The organism is Muricoccus nepalensis, from assembly GCF_006438825.1.
Lineage (GTDB): Bacteria > Pseudomonadota > Alphaproteobacteria > Acetobacterales > Acetobacteraceae > Roseomonas > Roseomonas nepalensis.
The window spans coordinates 86,023-101,495 of the sequence record NZ_RCZP01000010.1 but is presented as its reverse complement, the minus strand read 5'-3'; the positions used below and the strand labels follow the sequence as shown (position 1 = coordinate 101,495).

Sequence of the window (15,473 nt, the reverse complement as noted above, 5' to 3'; positions counted from 1 at the left end):
CTTCCCCAGGCCCGGCGCGACGCCGGGCGCATCCGTCCCGGCGCGGCGGGCCGCCCCTAACCCGCGGCCGGCGCGGCCAGCGGCGCCGCCTCGGCCGCCGCGGCCTCGGCCGGCGCCGGCGGGGTCCGCAGGAAGCCGATCAGCCGCGCCAGCATCGCCCGCATCTCGCCCCGCGGCACCACCATGTCGAGGATGCCGTGCTCCAGCAGGTACTCCGCGCGCTGGAAGCCCTCGGGCAGCTTCTCGCGCACCGTCTGCTCGATCACCCGCGCGCCCGCGAAGCCGATCAGCGCGCCGGGCTCGGCGATCTGGATGTCGCCCAGCATCGCGAAGGACGCCGTGACGCCGCCCGTGGTGGGGTCGCAGAGCACGACGATGAAGGGCAGCCCCGCCTCCTTCACCATGCGCGTCGCGATCACCGTGCGCGGCATCTGCATGAGGGAGATCGCCCCCTCCTGCATCCGCGCCCCGCCCGAGGCCGTGAAGACGATCAGCGGCGCGTCCTGCAGCACGGCCAGCCGCGCGGCGGTCACGATCCCCTCGCCCACGCCGGCGCCCATGGAGCCGCCCATGAAGGAGAACTCGAAGGCCGCCGCCACCGCCGGCTGCCCCTCGATCGTCCCGTGCGCGACCGCGACCGCGTCGTCCATGCCCGCCTTCTGCTGGGCCTCGCGCAGCCGGTCGCCGTAGCGCCGCTGGTCGCGGAAGCGCAGCGGGTCCGCCGGCGCCCGCGGCAGCTCGATCCGCGCCCAGCCGGGGTCGAGCGTGTAGTCCAGCCGCCGCTGGGCGGAGATGCGCATGTGGTGCCCGCAGTTGGGGCAGACGTGCAGGCTCCGCTCCAGGTCCTGGTGGAAGACCATCTCCCCGCAATGGGGGCACTTGATCCAGAGGTTCTCCGGCACGTCGCGCTTGGCGCCGAACAGCGTCTGTATCTTGGGCAGCGCCCAGTCGGAGATCCAGTTCATCCCTGCCCTATGTCCCTTCCGGGCCGCCCCATCAACCGCCGCGGCCCCGCCGCCGGCTCCCGATGGGAACGACCAGCGGCGCGGCGGAGGTAGGCGCGTCCGCCCGCCGCGCGCAAGGGGCGACGGAAGGCCGCGCGCCCCCTGGACCAACCACCCCTCCCCGGCGTTATCTCCCGGCCATGGCGTCTCCCGATCCCTACCAAATCCTGGGCGTCAGCCGGACCGCCGACGCGGACGCGATCCGCCGCGCCTTCCGCAAGATCGCCAAGACCGACCATCCCGACCTCAACCCCGGCGACAAGGCCGCGGAGGAGCGCTTCAAGGCCGCCAACGCCGCCCACGAGCTTCTCTCCGACCCCGAGCGCCGCGCCCGCTACGACCGCGGCGAGATCGACGGCTCCGGCCAGGAGGTCCCGCCCCGCGGCTACTACCGCGACCAGGCCGAGGGGGCCGAGGGCGCCCGCTACCGCCCGCGTGACCCCTTCGCGGGCATGGGCGGCGGCACCGCCGGCGCCGCAAGCTTCGACCCCGACGACCTTGAGGACATCCTCGGCCTATTCCGGTCCCGCGAGGCCGGCCCCCGCCGCGGCCGCGACGCCCGTTACCGACTCGCGGTGGACTTCCTCGACGCCGTCAACGGCGCCACCCGCCGCCTCACCCTGCCCGACGGCCGCGACCTCGACGTCCGCATCCCGCCCGGGCTTGAGGACGGCCAGGTCCTGCGCCTGCGCGGCCGCGGCTCGCCCGGCAGCCAGGGCGCGCCCGACGGCGACGCGCTGATCGAGGTCGCGGTCGGCCCCCACCCCTTCTACGAGCGCGCCGGGCGCGACCTCCGCATGGAGGTCCCCGTCACCCTCGCCGAGGCCGTGCTCGGCGCCCGCGTCGCCGTGCCCACCCCGCGCGGCGAGGTGACGATGACCGTCCCCCCGCGCTCGGACGCCGGCACCCAGCTCCGCCTGCGCGGCCGGGGCGTCGCCGAATCGGGGGGCACGCCGGCCGGCGACCTCCTGGTCACGCTCCGCCTCGTCCTCGGACCCGTCGACGACAAGCTGGAGGAGTTCCTGCGCCGCTGGTCCCCGCCCGGGGGCGAGGACCCGCGCGCCGCGATGAGGAGCGGGGCATGATCGGAATCGAGGGCGTCCTCGTCCGCGTCCGCGGCCTCGGCGAGGCCGAGCTCCGCGCCTGGATCGAGGAGGGCTGGGTCCGCCCGCAGCGGCAGGGCGAGGAGCTCGTCTTCGAGGAGATCGACCTCGCCCGCTGCCGCCTCATCCTCGAGCTGCGCGAGGAACTGGAGGTGAACGAGGCCGCCATGCCCGTCGTCCTCCAGCTGCTGGACCGCCTCCACGCCACACGCCGCCAGCTCCGCCGCCTGGCCGAAGCGCTCGAGCGCGCGAGGGACGCCCCCGATGGACGATGAAGCCCCGCCCGCGGCGCAGAGCCCCGCCCCGGACCTCGCCGGCAGCGTCGGCGCGCTGAGCGCCGCCCTTGTCGGCGCCGCCCTCGACGTCGCGGGCCTCGCCGCTGTGATGACCGACGCGGCCCTCGACCCGCCCGGCCCCGTCATCCGCTACGCCAACGCGCGCTTCGAGGCGATCACCGGCTACGCCGCCGGCGAGCTCATCGGCCGCTCCCCGCGCCTCCTCCAGGGCCCGCGCACCGACCGCGCGGAGCTCGACCGCCTGCGCGCCTCTCTCAGCGCGGGCCGCCACTTCACGGGCGCCACGATCAACTACCGCAAGGACGGCACGCCCTACCGCAACGAGTGGATCGTCGGCCCCGTCCTCGGCCCGGACGGCGCGGTGACGCACTGGCTCTCCATCCAGCGCGACGCGACCGCCGACCCCCGCCCGCACCCGCGCGCGGGCCTGCTGCGGGATCGCACCGCGGCCATGCTGGAGACGATCCGCGCCATCGCCACCCGCACCCTCGTCGCGCCCGAGGACGGCCGCGCCTTCGACGGCCGCCTCGCCGCCCTCGGCCGCGCCCAGGGCGCCGGCGGCAGCGCGCTGGACACCCTGCTGCGGGGCGAGCTCGACGCGCGCTCGATCGAGGCGCGGCTGGAGGGCCCGCCCGTCCCGCTCCGCCCCGGCATCGCCGAACCCCTCGCCCTCGCGCTCCACGAGCTCGCGACCGCGGTGCCCCCCGGCGGGCGCCTCCGCGTCGCCTGGGACCTCGAGAAGGGCCCGGAGCACCGCCTGCTCCTCGACTGGCGGCAGGAGGGCGCCCCGGCCTCCCCCCTCCCCGGCTGGCCCGTCATCGAGGAGGTGATGCGCTTCGCCCTCGGCGGCGAGACGCGGCTGCACCGGGAGCCGGACGGCCTTTCCTGCGCCATCGCACTCCCCCTCGGCGGGTAGCGGCGCAGGGGGCCGGCCGGGCCGCCCCTCAGTTCGCCGCTCGGCGCGTGCCCAGGTAGTCCCGCACGGTCTGCCAGGCCACCGTCTGCAGGAAGCGCGCCGTCTCCGGCTCTAGCCCCGCCGTGTAGGGGTTCCCCTCCGTCGAGGCGCCGAAGATCGCGCCATAGGTCGTCGCCGCCGCGAGGTAGGTGCCCGCCAGGCTCGGGTGCCGCTTGTCCGCGACGTAGAGGTTGAGCGAGGGCCGCTCGCGGAGGCTGCGCGCGAAGGCGAGCCCCGCCGGGATCACCAGCGCGCCGTTGTCGTTGCCCGCCCGCGTGTAGGCCTCGGCGAGCTGCTCCGTCATCTCGGGCTTGTCGGCGTAGGCCCAGGACATGAACAGCACGGGCTTCGCGCCGTGCCGCCGCACCGTGTCGCTGTGGCGCTTCGCATACTCGGTGAAGACGGGCGCGAGCCGCGGGTGGATCGGGCACTGGCTGCAATCCATCAGGATCGCGATGTCGAACAACCGCGCGTTGTTGTTGAAGACGACGTTGTTGCCCTCGTCGAAGGAATAGGCGCCCACCGCGTTCGGCCGGAAGTAGGACTCCACGTCGTGCCAGTCGAAGCCCGAGCCGCTGATGGTGACGGAGGTGCTGCGGAAGGGCCGCGTCTCCCCCGCGCCGCGCAGCAGGTTCGTGACGTGCCCGTGCATCGAGTTGTTGTAGTAGAAGAAGCTGTTCCCGATGAAGATCGCCGAGGCCGGCCGCTCCTCCAGCGCCGCCACCGCCGGCCGCGCCGCGCGCTCCTGCGCCTGACCTTGCGCCTGAACCCCGCCCGCGAGCCCGAGCGCGAGCGCCGCCCCCAGCGCGATCCGCCGCGCCGCCGTCCCGAAATTCCCGTCGAAGGCCGACATGCCCCGCTCCTCCCGATCCGCCGGCCCCTTGGCGGGCCGTGCGGCGGAAGGATGCGCCGCCTCCGCCCGCCCTGCCAACCGGCGGGCGAGGGGCTCAGAACTCGCCGTCGCCCGAGCGGTAGCGCCGGCGCGGCGCGGGCGGCGGCTGGGCCGGGTTGAAGCGCACCCAGCCCGGCACCTGCGCCTCGAGGTTCACCTCGCGCCATTTCGGGTGCCGCGGCGGCACCAGGAAGCGGTCGAACTTGCCCGAGAAGGCCTCGACGAAGGCCGCGACCTTGCGGTGCCGCTCCGTCCCCGGCGTCCAGCCGTAGACGGCCATCACCGCGCCCACCGCCAGCGTGTCCACCGGCGCCTCCGCCGCCACCAGCCCCGGGTACTGCGCCGTGGAGAGCTGCGCGGGCAGGTAGGTCTCCACCAGCGCCGGCGTCATCGGCAGCGAGAGGAAGTGCAGCCCGGAATCCGCCGAGAGCCCCGCGAAGAGCCGCGCCGGCTTGCCCGTGACGTAGACGAGCGCCGCGATCTCGCCGCGCCGCAGCCGGTCCAGCGCCAGGTCCTGCGGCTCGTTCACGAGGTTGGCCGAGATCCCCATCGCCTCGAGGATGAGGGCGGCCGTCATCGCCGTGCCGCTGCCCGCGACGTCGACGTTCACCCGCTTCCCCGCGAGGTCCTCCACCCGCGCCACCTCCCGCCGCGCGAGGACGTGCACCTCCTCGTCGTAGAGCTTGGCGATGTACTGGATCACCTGCCCCATGCCCGGGAAGAGCCGCCGGCTGCGCACGAAGGCCAGCGCGTCCGACTGCACGATCCCGACGTCGACGCCGCGCACGAACATGATGTCGGAGATGTTCTGGACCGAGCCGCGGCCGATGATCGGCAGCACCCGCAGCCGCTCCCCGTCGTCGAGCACCGCCGCCAGGTCGGCCGCGATCCGCACGTAGGTGCCGTCCACGCCGCCGGAGATGACGCCGATCGTCCCCGCGTTCGCCCGCGCGCCCATCGCGGCCAGGCTGTCGCGCCCGCCGGGGGCCTGCGCCGGGACCAGGGCCTGCGCCTCGGCCGGCGCCGCCCGCAACGCCGGCAGCGCGAGGGCGCTGGCCAGCAGCAGCCCGCGCCGCGTGGCGCCCCCCGCCGGGTTCCCGTTCATGGCACGCGCCCTCCCTCCGGCAGCCCCGCGGCGAGGCGCTGCGCCATCCGTCCCCCCTCCGGGTCGCCGAGCGCGGCCGCGCGCCGGTACCAGGACGCCGCCAGCGCCGGGTCACCCCGCAGGCCCCGCACCTGCAGCGTCGACAGCACCGCGGGGTCGTGGCTCCGTCCCAGGGCCATCGCCGCCGCCGCGCTGCCGCCCGCCGCCGCCCGCTCATAGAGCAGCCGCGCGGCCGAGACATCCCCCAGCGCCATCATCGCGTCCCCCCGCCGCACCAGCGCCTCCAGCAGCGCCGGCGCCACCCGCTCGGGCGGCAGGCGCGGCGCCGGGGCGGCCGCGGCGACGGGCGGCGCGGCCTCCGCCGAGGGCGGCGCCGGAACCGGGGCCGGCCCGGCCAGGGGCGCCAGCGCCGGAACCGGTGCGGGAACCACGGCCGGAGCCGGAACCGCCGCGGGCGCGGGCGCCTCGACAGGCGGCGGCACCGCTTGCGCGACCGGCGCGGCCGGGGCCGCCGGCCCGGCCGGCACCGGGACGGCCGGGCCGGCGGGAACCACCGGCACCGCCACCGGGCCAGCCATCGGGGCAAAGTCCACCGGCGGTGCCGGGGGCGGCGCCTCGGGCGACGCGACGTCGCGGGGCAGCCCGGCCGGCGCGCGCGCCGCCAGCGGCGGCGCGACCGGGGAGGCCGGTGCCGGAATGGCCGGTCCGGCCTCGGGCGGCGCCACGCCCGCCACGGGGCCGGCCGCGGGCAGCGGCGGCCCGGCAGGCGCTTCCGCCGGCAGCGCGCCGATCGCCGGCACGCCGGCCGGCGGAGCAGGACCCTCCTCCGGAGGCGCCGCGGCCGGGCCGCCCGCTTCGGGCGTCTCCTCCCGCGCCGCCGGCATGTCCTCCCAGCGCGCCTCCGGCGCGATCTCCCCCACCGGCTTCGCCAGGGGCTCTGCGGGCGCTTCCGCCGCGCGGTCCTCCAGCGCCGCCACGGCGGTTCCGCCGGGCTTGGCCGACACGGTGTCCCAAGGCGCGGCCGCCGGCGTCTCGACGGCGAGGAGTTCGGGCGCCGCCCTCGCGCCCTTGCGGGCCAGGGCCTCCGCCTCCTCCTGCCGCGCCGGCAGGACCTCGCCGCCGCGCGCCGGCAGGGCATCGGCCCGGTCCGCCGCGCCGGGCAGGACCGCCCGCGGGCCGCGCGACCCCTCCCCGCCGGGCTGCGTCATCCAGGCCACCCCGCCCACCCCTGCCAGGAGCAGCACGGCGAAGGGCAGGGCGCGCCGGGCCAGGCCGGGCTGCCGCAGGGCCTCCGTCGCCATCGCCGGCGCCACCGCCGGTTCCGCGGCGGGAAGGCCCAGGCCGGGCGCACCCGCCCGGGGCAGCGGCGCGGGATCCGGGTCCGCTATCGGCGGCACGGGCGCCCGCGTGGCGCTCCGCGGCGCGGCCGGCGCCGGCCGGTCCGGGATCGCCAGGTCCGCCGCCGCGTCGGCCGCCGGCGTCGCCGCGCCGGGCCCCGGCTCTCTCAGCCTCGGCTCCGGCACGGGCGGCACCGGCTCCGCGCGCCCCGCGGCCGGCCGGGTCACAAGGGAAACCACCGCGACCGGCGGCCCCGCGAGCAGCGCCTGCGCCCGGCCGAGCCACTCCTCGCCGAGCGGCGCCGGCTGCCCGGCGAAGGCGAAGTCGAGCAGGACCGTCAGCCGCCACAGGTCCGCGGCCGAGAAGGAACGGTAGACCACCGGCGGCACCGGCCCCGTGAAGCGCGCCGCGTAGGCCCGGCGGAACCGCGCCGCCGCCTCCGGCACCTCCTCGGGCGCAAGATCGATCAGCGCGACGCCGTAGTTGCGGTGGAACAGCGCGAAGCGGACCGGCGCGGCGGGAAGGACGCCGTCCCGCGGCAGGGTGGCGCCCCGCAGCACCTCGCCTCCCCAGGCATCGAGGAACCCGTCCGGCGGCTCGTCGGGCAGCCACCCGCTGGCGTAGCGCCCCTCCGGAGGGGGTTCGGCCGCTCGCGGGACGGCCATCACCGGCCCTCCCCGGTCAGGCAGGGGAAGGGGCGGTTTTCACCCGGTGGCGAGGCTTCGTGCCGGACCGAGCCGGCCGCGGGAACGCTGAGCATGCTTTTACGGAAGCACGCCGGGACCCGGGCGCCCATACCACAAGTTGAAGAGCAAGAAGGTTCCGCCCCCGCCCGGCCGGCGCGGGCGCCGCCTCAGCCCTCGCGCGCGCCCCGCACCCCTTCGGCCAGCGCCCGCACCCCGTCCAGCACGGCCCGCACCGTCCCCGGCGTCGCCCGCCCCTTGTCGTCGAGCGTCCCCGCCAGGATCTCGATGAGGGAGGAAGCCACCACCGCGCCGTCGGCCACCCGCACCGCGTCCGCCGCCTGCTCGGGCGTGCGCACGCCGAAGCCGATCGCGATGGGCAGGTCGGTCGCCGCCCGCACGATCGGGATCGCCTTCTCGAGGTCCTGCACCTCGGCCGAGCGCGTGCCGGTGATGCCCGTGATGGCCACGTAGTAGATGAACCCGCCCGCGCCCTCGAGCACGACCGGCAGCCGCCCCTGCAGCGAGGTCGGCGCCACCAGGCGGATCATGTCGAGCCCCGCGGCGTAGGGCTGGAGCTCGTCGGCCTCCTCGGGCGGCATGTCCACCACGATCAGCCCGTCCACGCCGCTCTCGCGCGCCGCGCAGCAGAAGCGCTCGGCCCCGTAGGCGAGGATGGGGTTGAGGTAGCCCATCAGCACGACCGGCGTCTCGTCGTCGTCGCGGCGGAAGTCGCGCACCATGGCCAGCGCGCCCGCCAGCGAGCCGCCCGCCTTCAGCGCGCGCTGCCCCGCCTTCTGCACGGTCGGGCCGTCGGCCGCGGGATCGGTGAAGGGCACGCCGATCTCGATCAGGTCCGCCCCCGCGCCGGGCATGCCGCGCAGGATCGCCATGCTCGTCGCGGGATCGGGGTCGTAGGCCTCGAGGAAGGGCATCAGCGCGCCCCGCCCCTCCTCCCGCAGCTTCGCGAAGCGCGCGGCGATGCGCCGCGGCGATTCCTCCGCGCCCGCCGGCGCGGCCTCGGCGGCCGTCTCGCTCACAGCGTCTCCCCCAGGTGGTGCGCCACCGTGAAGATGTCCTTGTCCCCGCGCCCGGAGAGGTTGAGCACGATGATCTCGTCCTTCGACATCGTCGGCGCCCGCTTGACGATCTCGGCGATGCCGTGCGCGCACTCGAGGGCGGGGATGATCCCCTCGAGCTTCGAGCAGAGCATGAAGGCGGACAGCGCCTCGTCGTCCGTCGCCGCCACGTATTCCGCGCGCCCGATCTCGTGCAGCCAGGAATGCTCCGGCCCGATGCCCGGGTAGTCCAGCCCGGCCGAGATCGAGTGCGCCTCGGTGATCTGCCCGTGCCGATCCTGCAGGAGGTAGGTCTTGTTCCCGTGCAGCACGCCGGGGGAGCCGCCGTTGATGGCCGCCGCGTGCGCGCCGCTCTCGAGCCCCCGCCCCGCGGCCTCGACGCCGACCAGCCTCACCTCGGGATCATCCAGGAACGGATGGAACATCCCCATCGCCGAGGACCCGCCGCCCACGGCGCAGACGATCACGTCCGGCAGCCGCCCCTCGGCCGCCAGGATCTGCTCGCGCGTCTCGTCGCCGATCACGCACTGGAAGTCGCGCACCATCTGCGGGTAGGGCGCGGGCCCGGCCACGGTGCCGATGCAGTAGTAGGTGTCGTGCACGTTCGCGACCCAGTAGCGCAGCGCCTCGTTCATCGCGTCCTTGAGCGTCGCCGCCCCCGAGGTCACCGCGTTCACCTCGGCGCCGAGCAGCTTCATGCGGAACACGTTGGGCCGCTGCCGCTCCACGTCGGTCGCGCCCATGAACACCAGGCAGGGCAGGTCGAACAGCGCGCAGGCGGTGGCCGTCGCGACGCCATGCTGCCCCGCGCCGGTCTCGGCGATGATGCGCGTCTTGCCCATGCGCTTGGCCAGCATGATCTGCGCGATCACCGCGTTGATCTTGTGCGCGCCGGTGTGGTTCAGCTCCTCGCGCTTGAAGTAGATCTTCGCCCCGCCGAGGTGGTTCGTCAGCCGCTCCGCGAACCAGAGCGGCGAGGGGCGGCCCACGTAGTCCTTCAGCAGCCGCCGCCACTCGCGGTCGAACTCGGGGTCCTTGCGCGCGGCGTCGTAGGCTTCCTGCACCTCCACCACGTTGGGCATCAGCGTCTCGGCCACGAAGCGGCCGCCGAAGTCGCCGAAGCGGCCGCGGGGGTCGGGGCCGTGGCGCAGGCTGTTGGGCCGGTCGGGGGTGGGGAGCGGCTTGTTCACGGCGGGTTCTTTCCCGGTGCGGGTTGGCCCGAGAGGGGGCGAGGGGTCTTAGCGCGAGGTGGGGGCGCGGTCACGCTTGCGCCACCGGGGCGCGGCGCGAAAGGCCATCGCAGCGCCCCCACCGCGAGCCCCGCGACCACCAGCGCCATGCCCGCCAGCCGCACCGCGCCGAAGCTCTCCCCCATCACCAGCGCGGAGGAGGCGGCGCCCGTAATGGGCACCAGCAGCGCGAAGGGGGCGACGGTGGTGGCGGGGTAGCGGGCCATGAGGAACCCCCAGATGCCGTAGCCCACCAGCGTGGCCGCGACAGCGAGGTAGAGCAGCGAGGCGACACCCCGGAGGTTGAGCCCCACCAGCGCCCCGCCGATCGCGCCTGCCCCCTCGAGGGCGAGGGACAGCGCCAGCAGCGGCAGGACCGGCACAAGGCTGAGCCAGGCCATGAGCGCCACCGGCCCGCCGGGCGAGGACCCCGCGCCCCGCAGCAGCACGTTGCCCACCGCCCAGCTTCCCGCCCCCGCCAGGCAGAGCGCGAGGCCGAGCCCCGTCATGCCCCCGCCGCCCGCCGTGGTGCCGATCAGCGCAAGGCCGGAGAAGGCGACGGCCATGCCCGCCATCGCCCGGGCGGAGGGCCGCTCCCGCAGCACCGCCGCCGCGATCAGCGCGGTGAGGAAGGCCTGGGACTGCTGCGTGACCGAGGCGAGGCCCGGCGGCATCCCCGCCGCCATGCCCGTGAACAGGAGGGCGAACTGCCCGACGAAGAGGAAGATCCCGATCGCCACCAGCCTCCCCGCCGGGATCCTCGGCCGCGGCAGCCAGAGGGCGGGCAGGGCGGCGACGACGAAGCGCAGCGCGGCCATCAGCAGCGGCGGCAGCCCGCTGTCGAGCCCCACCTGGATGGCCACGAAGTTGAAGCCCCAGAGCGCCGTGGTCAGCAGCGCGAGGAGGAGGTGCGCGGGCCTCACGCCCGCGCCGCGCCGGCGGCCTCCGTCGTGGCGCGGCGGGCGGCGGCGATGAAGGCGGCGATGCGCGCCGGGTCCTTCACCCCGCGGGAGGCCTCGACGCCCGAGGAGACGTCCACGCCCGGCGCGCCGGTGGCCCGGACGGCGTCGGCGACGTTGGCCGGGGTCAGCCCGCCCGCCAACAGCCAGGGGCGCGGCACGGCCCGGCCCACGAGGAGCGACCAGTCGAAGGAGGCCGCGTTGCCGCCGGGCAGCGCCGCCCCGGGCGCGGGCTTGGCGTCCAGCAGGAAGCGGTCCACCGCGGGGGCGTAGGCGTCGAGCAGGCGGAGGTCGTCCGCCGTCGCGATGCCGAGCGCCTTCATCACGGGCAGGCCGAAGCGGGCGCGGAGTTCGGCGCAGCGGTCGGGCGTCTCCTCGCCGTGGAGCTGCAGGATGTCGAGCGGCAGGGCCGCGAGGGCGGCGGCGATGGCCTCCTCCGAGGCATCGACGAAGAGGCCGACGCGGAGGGGGCCGCCCTCCGCCGCGCGGGGGACGGCGCCGGCGAGGGCGGCGGCCTCCGCGGGGGTGACGGCGCGGGGGGAGGGCTGGAAGAAGACGAGGCCGATCATCTCCGCGCGGCCCGCGAGGGCGGCGTCGAGGCCGGGGCGGTCGTTCAGGCCGCAGATCTTAACCGCGGTCATCGCCGGAGCGACGCGGCGATGGCGGCCGCCGCCGCGGCGGGGTCGGGGGCGCCGGTGATGGGGCGGCCGACGACGAGCCAGTCCGCGCCGGCCTTCGCGGCTTCCTCGGGGGTCGCGGTGCGGGACTGGTCGCCTGCGGCGCTGCAGGCGGGGCGGATGCCGGGGACGACGAGCAGGGGTCCCGGGCCGTGGGCGGCGCGGAGGAGCGGGACCTCGCGCGGGGAGCAGACGAGGCCGTCCGCCCCGCTCTCGAGCGCCAGGCGGGCGAGGCGGAGGACCTGCTGCGGCGGGCCGCCCGAGACGCCCGTGGCGGACAAGGTGGCGGCGTCCATGCTGGTGAGGACGGTGACGGCGAGGATGGCCGGGCGGTCGGCGCCGAACTCCTCCGCGGCGGCCCGGGCGGCGGCGACCATGGCGGGGCCGCCGGCGGCGTGGACCGTCAGCATGGCCGGGCGGAGGGCGCCGGCGGAGCGGACGGCGCCGGCGACGGTGTTGGGGATGTCGTGGAACTTGAGGTCGAGGAAGAGGGGGCGGTGGCGCGCCAGGCGGGCGACGGCCGCGGGGCCCTGGGCCACGAAGAACTCGAGCCCGAGCTTGAGGAGGCCGACATGGGGGGCCAGCGCCCCGGCCCAGGCCTCGGCCTGGGCGGGGTCCTGGGTGTCGAGGGCGGCGATGAGGCCGGCGCCGGCCGGGCGCGCGATCACGACGGAGCCCCCGGCCGGCGGAGGGCGCGCGGGGCCCCCCAGCGCCCCTTGCGGGGGGCGGGGAGGGCGCGGGGGCTAGAGCGCGCCACCGCGTCGGCCGGCCATGGCGCCGAGGCGGAGGCGGAGCGCGTTGAGCTTGATGAAGCCTTGCGCGTCGAACTGGTCGTAGGCGCCCTGGTCGTCCTCGAAGGTGACGTGCTTCATCGAGTAGAGGCTGTTCGGGCTGCGGCGGCCGGTGACGATGGTGTTGCCCTTGTAAAGCTTGAGGCGGACCTCGCCGGAGACGCTTGCCTGGGAGGCGTCGGCCATGGCCTGGAGCATGCGACGCTCGGGCGAGAACCAGAAGCCGTTGTAGACCAGCTCCGCGTAGCGGGGCATGAGGCTGTCCTTGAGGTGGGCGGCCTCGCGGTCCAGCGTGATGCTCTCGATCGCGCGGTGGGCGGTGTGGAGGATGGTGCCGCCGGGGGTCTCGTAGGCGCCGCGGGACTTCATGCCGACGAAGCGGTTCTCGACGAGGTCGAGGCGACCGATGCCGTTCTCCTTGCCGAGCGCGTTGAGGCGCGTGAGCAGGGTGGCGGGGGAGAGGCGCTCGCCGTTGATGGCGACGGCGTCGCCGCGCTCGAACTCGATGGTGATCTCGGTGACGCGGTCGGGGGCGTCCATCGGGCTGGTGGTGCGCTGCCAGACGAGCTCGGGGGGCTCGTCCCAGGGCTCCTCGAGGATCTTGCCCTCGCTGCTGCTGTGCAGGAGGTTGGCGTCGACCGAGAAGGGGGCCTCGCCGCGCTTGTCCTTGGCGATGGGGATCTGGTGGGCCTCGGCGAATTCGAGGAGGCGGGTGCGGGAGGTGAGGTCCCACTCGCGCCAGGGGGCGATGACCTTCACGTCGGGCTTGAGGGCGTAGTAGGCGATCTCGAAGCGGACCTGGTCGTTGCCCTTGCCGGTGGCGCCGTGGGAGACGGCGTCGGCGCCGACCTTCTCCGCGATCTCGATCTGGCGCTTGCTGATGAGCGGGCGGGCGATGGAGGTGCCGAGGAGGTAGCAGCCCTCGTACTGGGCGTTCATGCGGAACATGGGGAAGACGAAGTCGCGGGTGAATTCCTCCCGCAGGTCCTCCATGAAGATGTTCTCCTCCTTGATGCCGAGGAGCTTCGCCTTCTCGCGGGCGGGGCCGAGTTCCTCGCCCTGGCCGAGGTCGGCGGTGAAGGTGACGACCTCCGCGTTGTAGGTGGTTTGCAGCCACTTGAGGATGACGGAGGTGTCGAGGCCGCCGGAGTAGGCGAGCACGACCTTCTTCACGTCTTTCACGCTCATCGGACCTGAGACCTTCCGGGTTCGGGCGGGCGGGGTGGCCGCGCCGCGGGCTTGGACGCGGGCGGCGGGGTGCGCGGGGGCACGGCCTGCCGGCGGGCGTTCGTTGGTGGCCCGGATGTGCCGCAGCGCGAGGGCGGGGGCAAGGTGGGGGGTGGGGGCGTCATGGCCAGGCGAGCCGCACGGATCGGGGAATGTGGCGGCGGCCGAGGGCGGTTCGGGCGAGGGCCTCGACCGTTTTCAGGTGGCGCTTGAGGGCGTCGAGGCTCGTGCGGGTGGGTTCGAGGCGGGGGAGCGGGGTGCGGGCGAGCATTTCGGACAAAAGAGGGTCCGGGAGGAGCCAGGGCGGGCCGTTCAGGGCGGAGCGGAGGCCGAGCTGGCGGATGAGGAGGAGGAGCGGCATGCCGCCGAGGCGGGCGGCGCGGCGGGTGGCGCGGCAGATCAGGTGCTCGATGGCGCGGAGGGGGTGGTTGGGGGCGGACTTGGCGAGGACCGCCAGGAGGCGGTGCCAGAGGCCGTTGTGGGTGAGGCGGCGGAAGAAGCGGGCGACGGTGTCGGGCTTGCCGAAGTGGGCGGGTAGGCTGCGCCAGGGATCGCCGTGGGTGGCGGCGAGGTGGAAGATGGCGTCCATGCGGTGGCGGGGGTCGGCAATGCGGCGGCCCTGGGGGGCGCGGGGGAGGACGTAGGGAGCGAGGGCGAGCCAGGCGTCGTCGGAGAGGGGGGTCCAGGGGCGAGGTGGGGTGAGGCGGGACATGGGGGCCTCTGCTTGAGGTCAGGAGGCACCGTTATAAGAATTTAGTCCTTTTGTCAAGAAGTTGAGGACAGTTAGCCATGTGTTGCCCGCACCACCTCCTGTTCAGCAGGCTTTTCCCGGCCGCACCCACCGCACCAGCCCTGGCACCCCCACCCATTGCAGCCCTGCCGAGGCGACGACCATCAGCGCGACCACCGCCACCACTGCGTCCCGCGGGAGGTAGGGCTCGCCGCCGGGGAGGGTGGCCGGGAGGGCGAGGGCGACCGCGAGGGCGACGACGTTGCGGCCGGCGCCGCCGGCCATGAGGGCGGCGCCCTGCCAGGGGGGAACGCGGCCGCCGTCCTCCCTTGGGATGGGGGGTGAGTTGGGGTGGGCGAGGGCCGCCCAGGAGAGGGCGAACTGGACGGCCCAACAGAGGGCCATGAGGCCGGCTGCGGCGGTGGCGAGGGTGGTCCAGGGGAGGCTGCGGGCGCCGGCGAGGGCTTCGGGGAGGGCGCGACCCATGAGGAAGAACAGGGCGCCGGTGAGGATGGCGTCGAGGGCGCGCCAGAGGTCGTTGGTGAGCTGGTGGGAGTCGGTGGAGGCGATGCTCTCGCCCGTGGCCTTGTTGGTGTGGATGTACGCCATAGTGACGCCGGCGCCGATGAGGGGGGCGACAGGGGAGGCGCCGATAGCCTCGCCGAGGGCGCTGGCCGCGAAGGGGGTGGCCAGCGACAGGGCGGTTTCGGTGCGGGGGTTGTCCAGGCGGCGGCGGAGGGCGGCCATGGCGAAGCCGAGGGCGACGCCGACGGCGCCCCCGATGATGGCGTCGTAGGCGAGGGTCTGGGCGATGGCGGCGAAGCCCGGGAAGGGACCGCCCACTTGTTTGGCCGTGAAGATGGAGAGGGAGACGCCGAGGAGAGGGGCGGAGACGAGCTGCGCCGACATGGCCTCGCTGATGGCGGGGGGCATGCGCTTGTTGAGGCCGGTTTCGAGAAGGACGCGGGGTTCGGCGATGGCGGCGGCCACGCCGATGGCCATGCAGGCGACGGGGTCGAGGCCGGGGAGGAGGAGGGTGGCCGCGAAGCCGCAGGCGGTGGTGAGGCCGAGGGTCCAGAGGGCGCCGCCGAGGACGCCGCGCCAGGCGGCGCGGTGGAGGAGCTCGGCGGGGATGTTGGTGATGCCCGCGTAGAGGAGCGGCGGCAGGATGAGGCCGAGGACGATGAGGGGATCGACCCGGAGTTGGGGAAGAGGGCCGGGGAGGAGGATGGAGGCAAGGCCGCCCACGAAGAGGGCAATGGAGGGCGGGACTCTTGTCAGGCGGGCGAAGGCGAGGAGGAAGGCGACCGCGACGATGGTGAGGGCGACGAAGCGGGTTTCGGCCATCGGGGCTCCCTGGTTCTAGCCGGAGCCCGGTCTGGGGAAGGCTGGCGCAGGGTGCAGG

Annotated in this window: 15 protein-coding genes; 3 read left to right on the top strand and 12 right to left on the bottom strand. The window is 75.5% G+C overall.

From position 1 onward, the window contains the following. Window positions 1-56: 56 nt before the first annotated feature. Entirely contained in the window at window positions 57-965 is a 909-nt protein-coding gene (accD, locus tag EAH89_RS12795) for an acetyl-CoA carboxylase, carboxyltransferase subunit beta (RefSeq protein WP_140883597.1), read from the bottom strand. 179 nt (window positions 966-1,144) lie between these two features. On the opposite strand from accD, the gene EAH89_RS12790 reads away from it, so the two are divergent. Genes EAH89_RS12790 through EAH89_RS12780 form a run of 3 tightly spaced genes read left to right on the top strand, consistent with a single transcriptional unit; the run spans window position 1,145 to window position 3,319 of the window. Beyond that, window positions 1,145-2,089: a DnaJ C-terminal domain-containing protein gene (locus tag EAH89_RS12790; protein ID WP_140883594.1), complete on the top strand. Its 945-nt coding sequence runs from the start codon at window positions 1,145-1,147 to the stop codon at window positions 2,087-2,089. Continuing rightward, a complete protein-coding gene (locus EAH89_RS12785; protein WP_140883592.1) occupies window positions 2,086-2,382 on the top strand; it encodes a chaperone modulator CbpM in 297 nt (98 codons plus the stop codon). Before EAH89_RS12790 ends, EAH89_RS12785 begins: the two co-directional genes overlap by 4 nt. Then, entirely contained in the window at window positions 2,372-3,319 is a 948-nt protein-coding gene (locus tag EAH89_RS12780; protein WP_140883590.1) for a PAS domain-containing protein, read from the top strand. Before EAH89_RS12785 ends, EAH89_RS12780 begins: the two co-directional genes overlap by 11 nt. A gap of 28 nt (window positions 3,320-3,347) precedes the next feature. Here the strand turns inward: EAH89_RS12780 and EAH89_RS12775 are convergent, their stop codons facing one another. The 11 genes from EAH89_RS12775 to EAH89_RS12725 form a co-directional block, all read right to left on the bottom strand. Further along, on the bottom strand, window positions 3,348-4,211 hold the full coding sequence (locus tag EAH89_RS12775; RefSeq protein WP_140883588.1) for an SGNH/GDSL hydrolase family protein: 864 nt from the start codon (window positions 4,209-4,211) through the stop codon (window positions 3,348-3,350). A 94-nt stretch (window positions 4,212-4,305) separates the two neighbouring features. After that, entirely contained in the window at window positions 4,306-5,355 is a 1,050-nt protein-coding gene (locus EAH89_RS12770; RefSeq protein WP_140883586.1) for a TAXI family TRAP transporter solute-binding subunit, read from the bottom strand. Next, window positions 5,352-7,358 (bottom strand): hypothetical protein, encoded by a 2,007-nt coding sequence (locus EAH89_RS12765; RefSeq protein WP_140883584.1) that lies wholly within the window; start codon window positions 7,356-7,358, stop codon window positions 5,352-5,354. Before EAH89_RS12765 ends, EAH89_RS12770 begins: the two co-directional genes overlap by 4 nt. A 188-nt stretch (window positions 7,359-7,546) precedes the next feature. Continuing rightward, window positions 7,547-8,416, bottom strand: a complete 870-nt coding sequence (trpA, locus tag EAH89_RS12760; protein ID WP_140883581.1) for a tryptophan synthase subunit alpha — start codon at window positions 8,414-8,416, stop codon at window positions 7,547-7,549. After that, window positions 8,413-9,645 carry a tryptophan synthase subunit beta gene (trpB, locus tag EAH89_RS12755; RefSeq protein ID WP_140883579.1) on the bottom strand — a complete coding sequence of 411 codons (1,233 nt, stop codon included), beginning with the start codon at window positions 9,643-9,645 and terminating at the stop codon, window positions 8,413-8,415. Before trpB ends, trpA begins: the two co-directional genes overlap by 4 nt. Continuing rightward, complete coding sequence (locus EAH89_RS12750; protein ID WP_140883577.1) at window positions 9,642-10,607, bottom strand: EamA family transporter; 966 nt, start codon at window positions 10,605-10,607, stop codon at window positions 9,642-9,644. Before EAH89_RS12750 ends, trpB begins: the two co-directional genes overlap by 4 nt. Continuing rightward, window positions 10,604-11,284, bottom strand: a complete 681-nt coding sequence (locus tag EAH89_RS12745; protein WP_140883575.1) for a phosphoribosylanthranilate isomerase — start codon at window positions 11,282-11,284, stop codon at window positions 10,604-10,606. The genes EAH89_RS12750 and EAH89_RS12745 overlap by 4 nt, the downstream gene beginning before the upstream one ends. Continuing rightward, window positions 11,281-11,988, bottom strand: coding sequence for an orotidine-5'-phosphate decarboxylase (gene pyrF, locus EAH89_RS12740; protein ID WP_194152328.1), 708 nt, complete (start codon window positions 11,986-11,988; stop codon window positions 11,281-11,283). The genes EAH89_RS12745 and pyrF overlap by 4 nt, the downstream gene beginning before the upstream one ends. A 75-nt stretch (window positions 11,989-12,063) precedes the next feature. Continuing rightward, window positions 12,064-13,299: an argininosuccinate synthase gene (locus EAH89_RS12735; RefSeq protein ID WP_140883573.1), complete on the bottom strand. Its 1,236-nt coding sequence runs from the start codon at window positions 13,297-13,299 to the stop codon at window positions 12,064-12,066. Between the two features lie 160 nt (window positions 13,300-13,459). Next, complete coding sequence (locus tag EAH89_RS12730; protein ID WP_140883571.1) at window positions 13,460-14,050, bottom strand: transposase; 591 nt, start codon at window positions 14,048-14,050, stop codon at window positions 13,460-13,462. 102 nt (window positions 14,051-14,152) lie between these two features. After that, window positions 14,153-15,415 (bottom strand): cation:proton antiporter domain-containing protein, encoded by a 1,263-nt coding sequence (locus EAH89_RS12725; protein WP_140883569.1) that lies wholly within the window; start codon window positions 15,413-15,415, stop codon window positions 14,153-14,155. Window positions 15,416-15,473: the final 58 nt, after the last annotated feature.

Bases quoted from the DNA above. Each gene is read 5' to 3' on its own strand.
- EAH89_RS12735 (WP_140883573.1), bottom strand. From the start codon at position 13,299: ATGAGCGTGAAAGACGTGAAGAAGGTCGTGCTCGCCTACTCCGGCGGC.
- EAH89_RS12770 (WP_140883586.1), bottom strand. From the start codon at position 5,355: ATGAACGGGAACCCGGCGGGGGGCGCCACGCGGCGCGGGCTGCTGCTG.
- EAH89_RS12725 (WP_140883569.1), bottom strand. From the start codon at position 15,415: ATGGCCGAAACCCGCTTCGTCGCCCTCACCATCGTCGCGGTCGCCTTC.
- accD (WP_140883597.1), bottom strand. From the start codon at position 965: ATGAACTGGATCTCCGACTGGGCGCTGCCCAAGATACAGACGCTGTTC.
- EAH89_RS12790 (WP_140883594.1), top strand. From the start codon at position 1,145: ATGGCGTCTCCCGATCCCTACCAAATCCTGGGCGTCAGCCGGACCGCC.
- EAH89_RS12785 (WP_140883592.1), top strand. From the start codon at position 2,086: ATGATCGGAATCGAGGGCGTCCTCGTCCGCGTCCGCGGCCTCGGCGAG.
- EAH89_RS12775 (WP_140883588.1), bottom strand. From the start codon at position 4,211: ATGTCGGCCTTCGACGGGAATTTCGGGACGGCGGCGCGGCGGATCGCG.
- EAH89_RS12780 (WP_140883590.1), top strand. From the start codon at position 2,372: ATGGACGATGAAGCCCCGCCCGCGGCGCAGAGCCCCGCCCCGGACCTC.
- EAH89_RS12730 (WP_140883571.1), bottom strand. From the start codon at position 14,050: ATGTCCCGCCTCACCCCACCTCGCCCCTGGACCCCCCTCTCCGACGAC.
- EAH89_RS12745 (WP_140883575.1), bottom strand. From the start codon at position 11,284: ATGACCGCGGTTAAGATCTGCGGCCTGAACGACCGCCCCGGCCTCGAC.
- EAH89_RS12765 (WP_140883584.1), bottom strand. From the start codon at position 7,358: ATGGCCGTCCCGCGAGCGGCCGAACCCCCTCCGGAGGGGCGCTACGCC.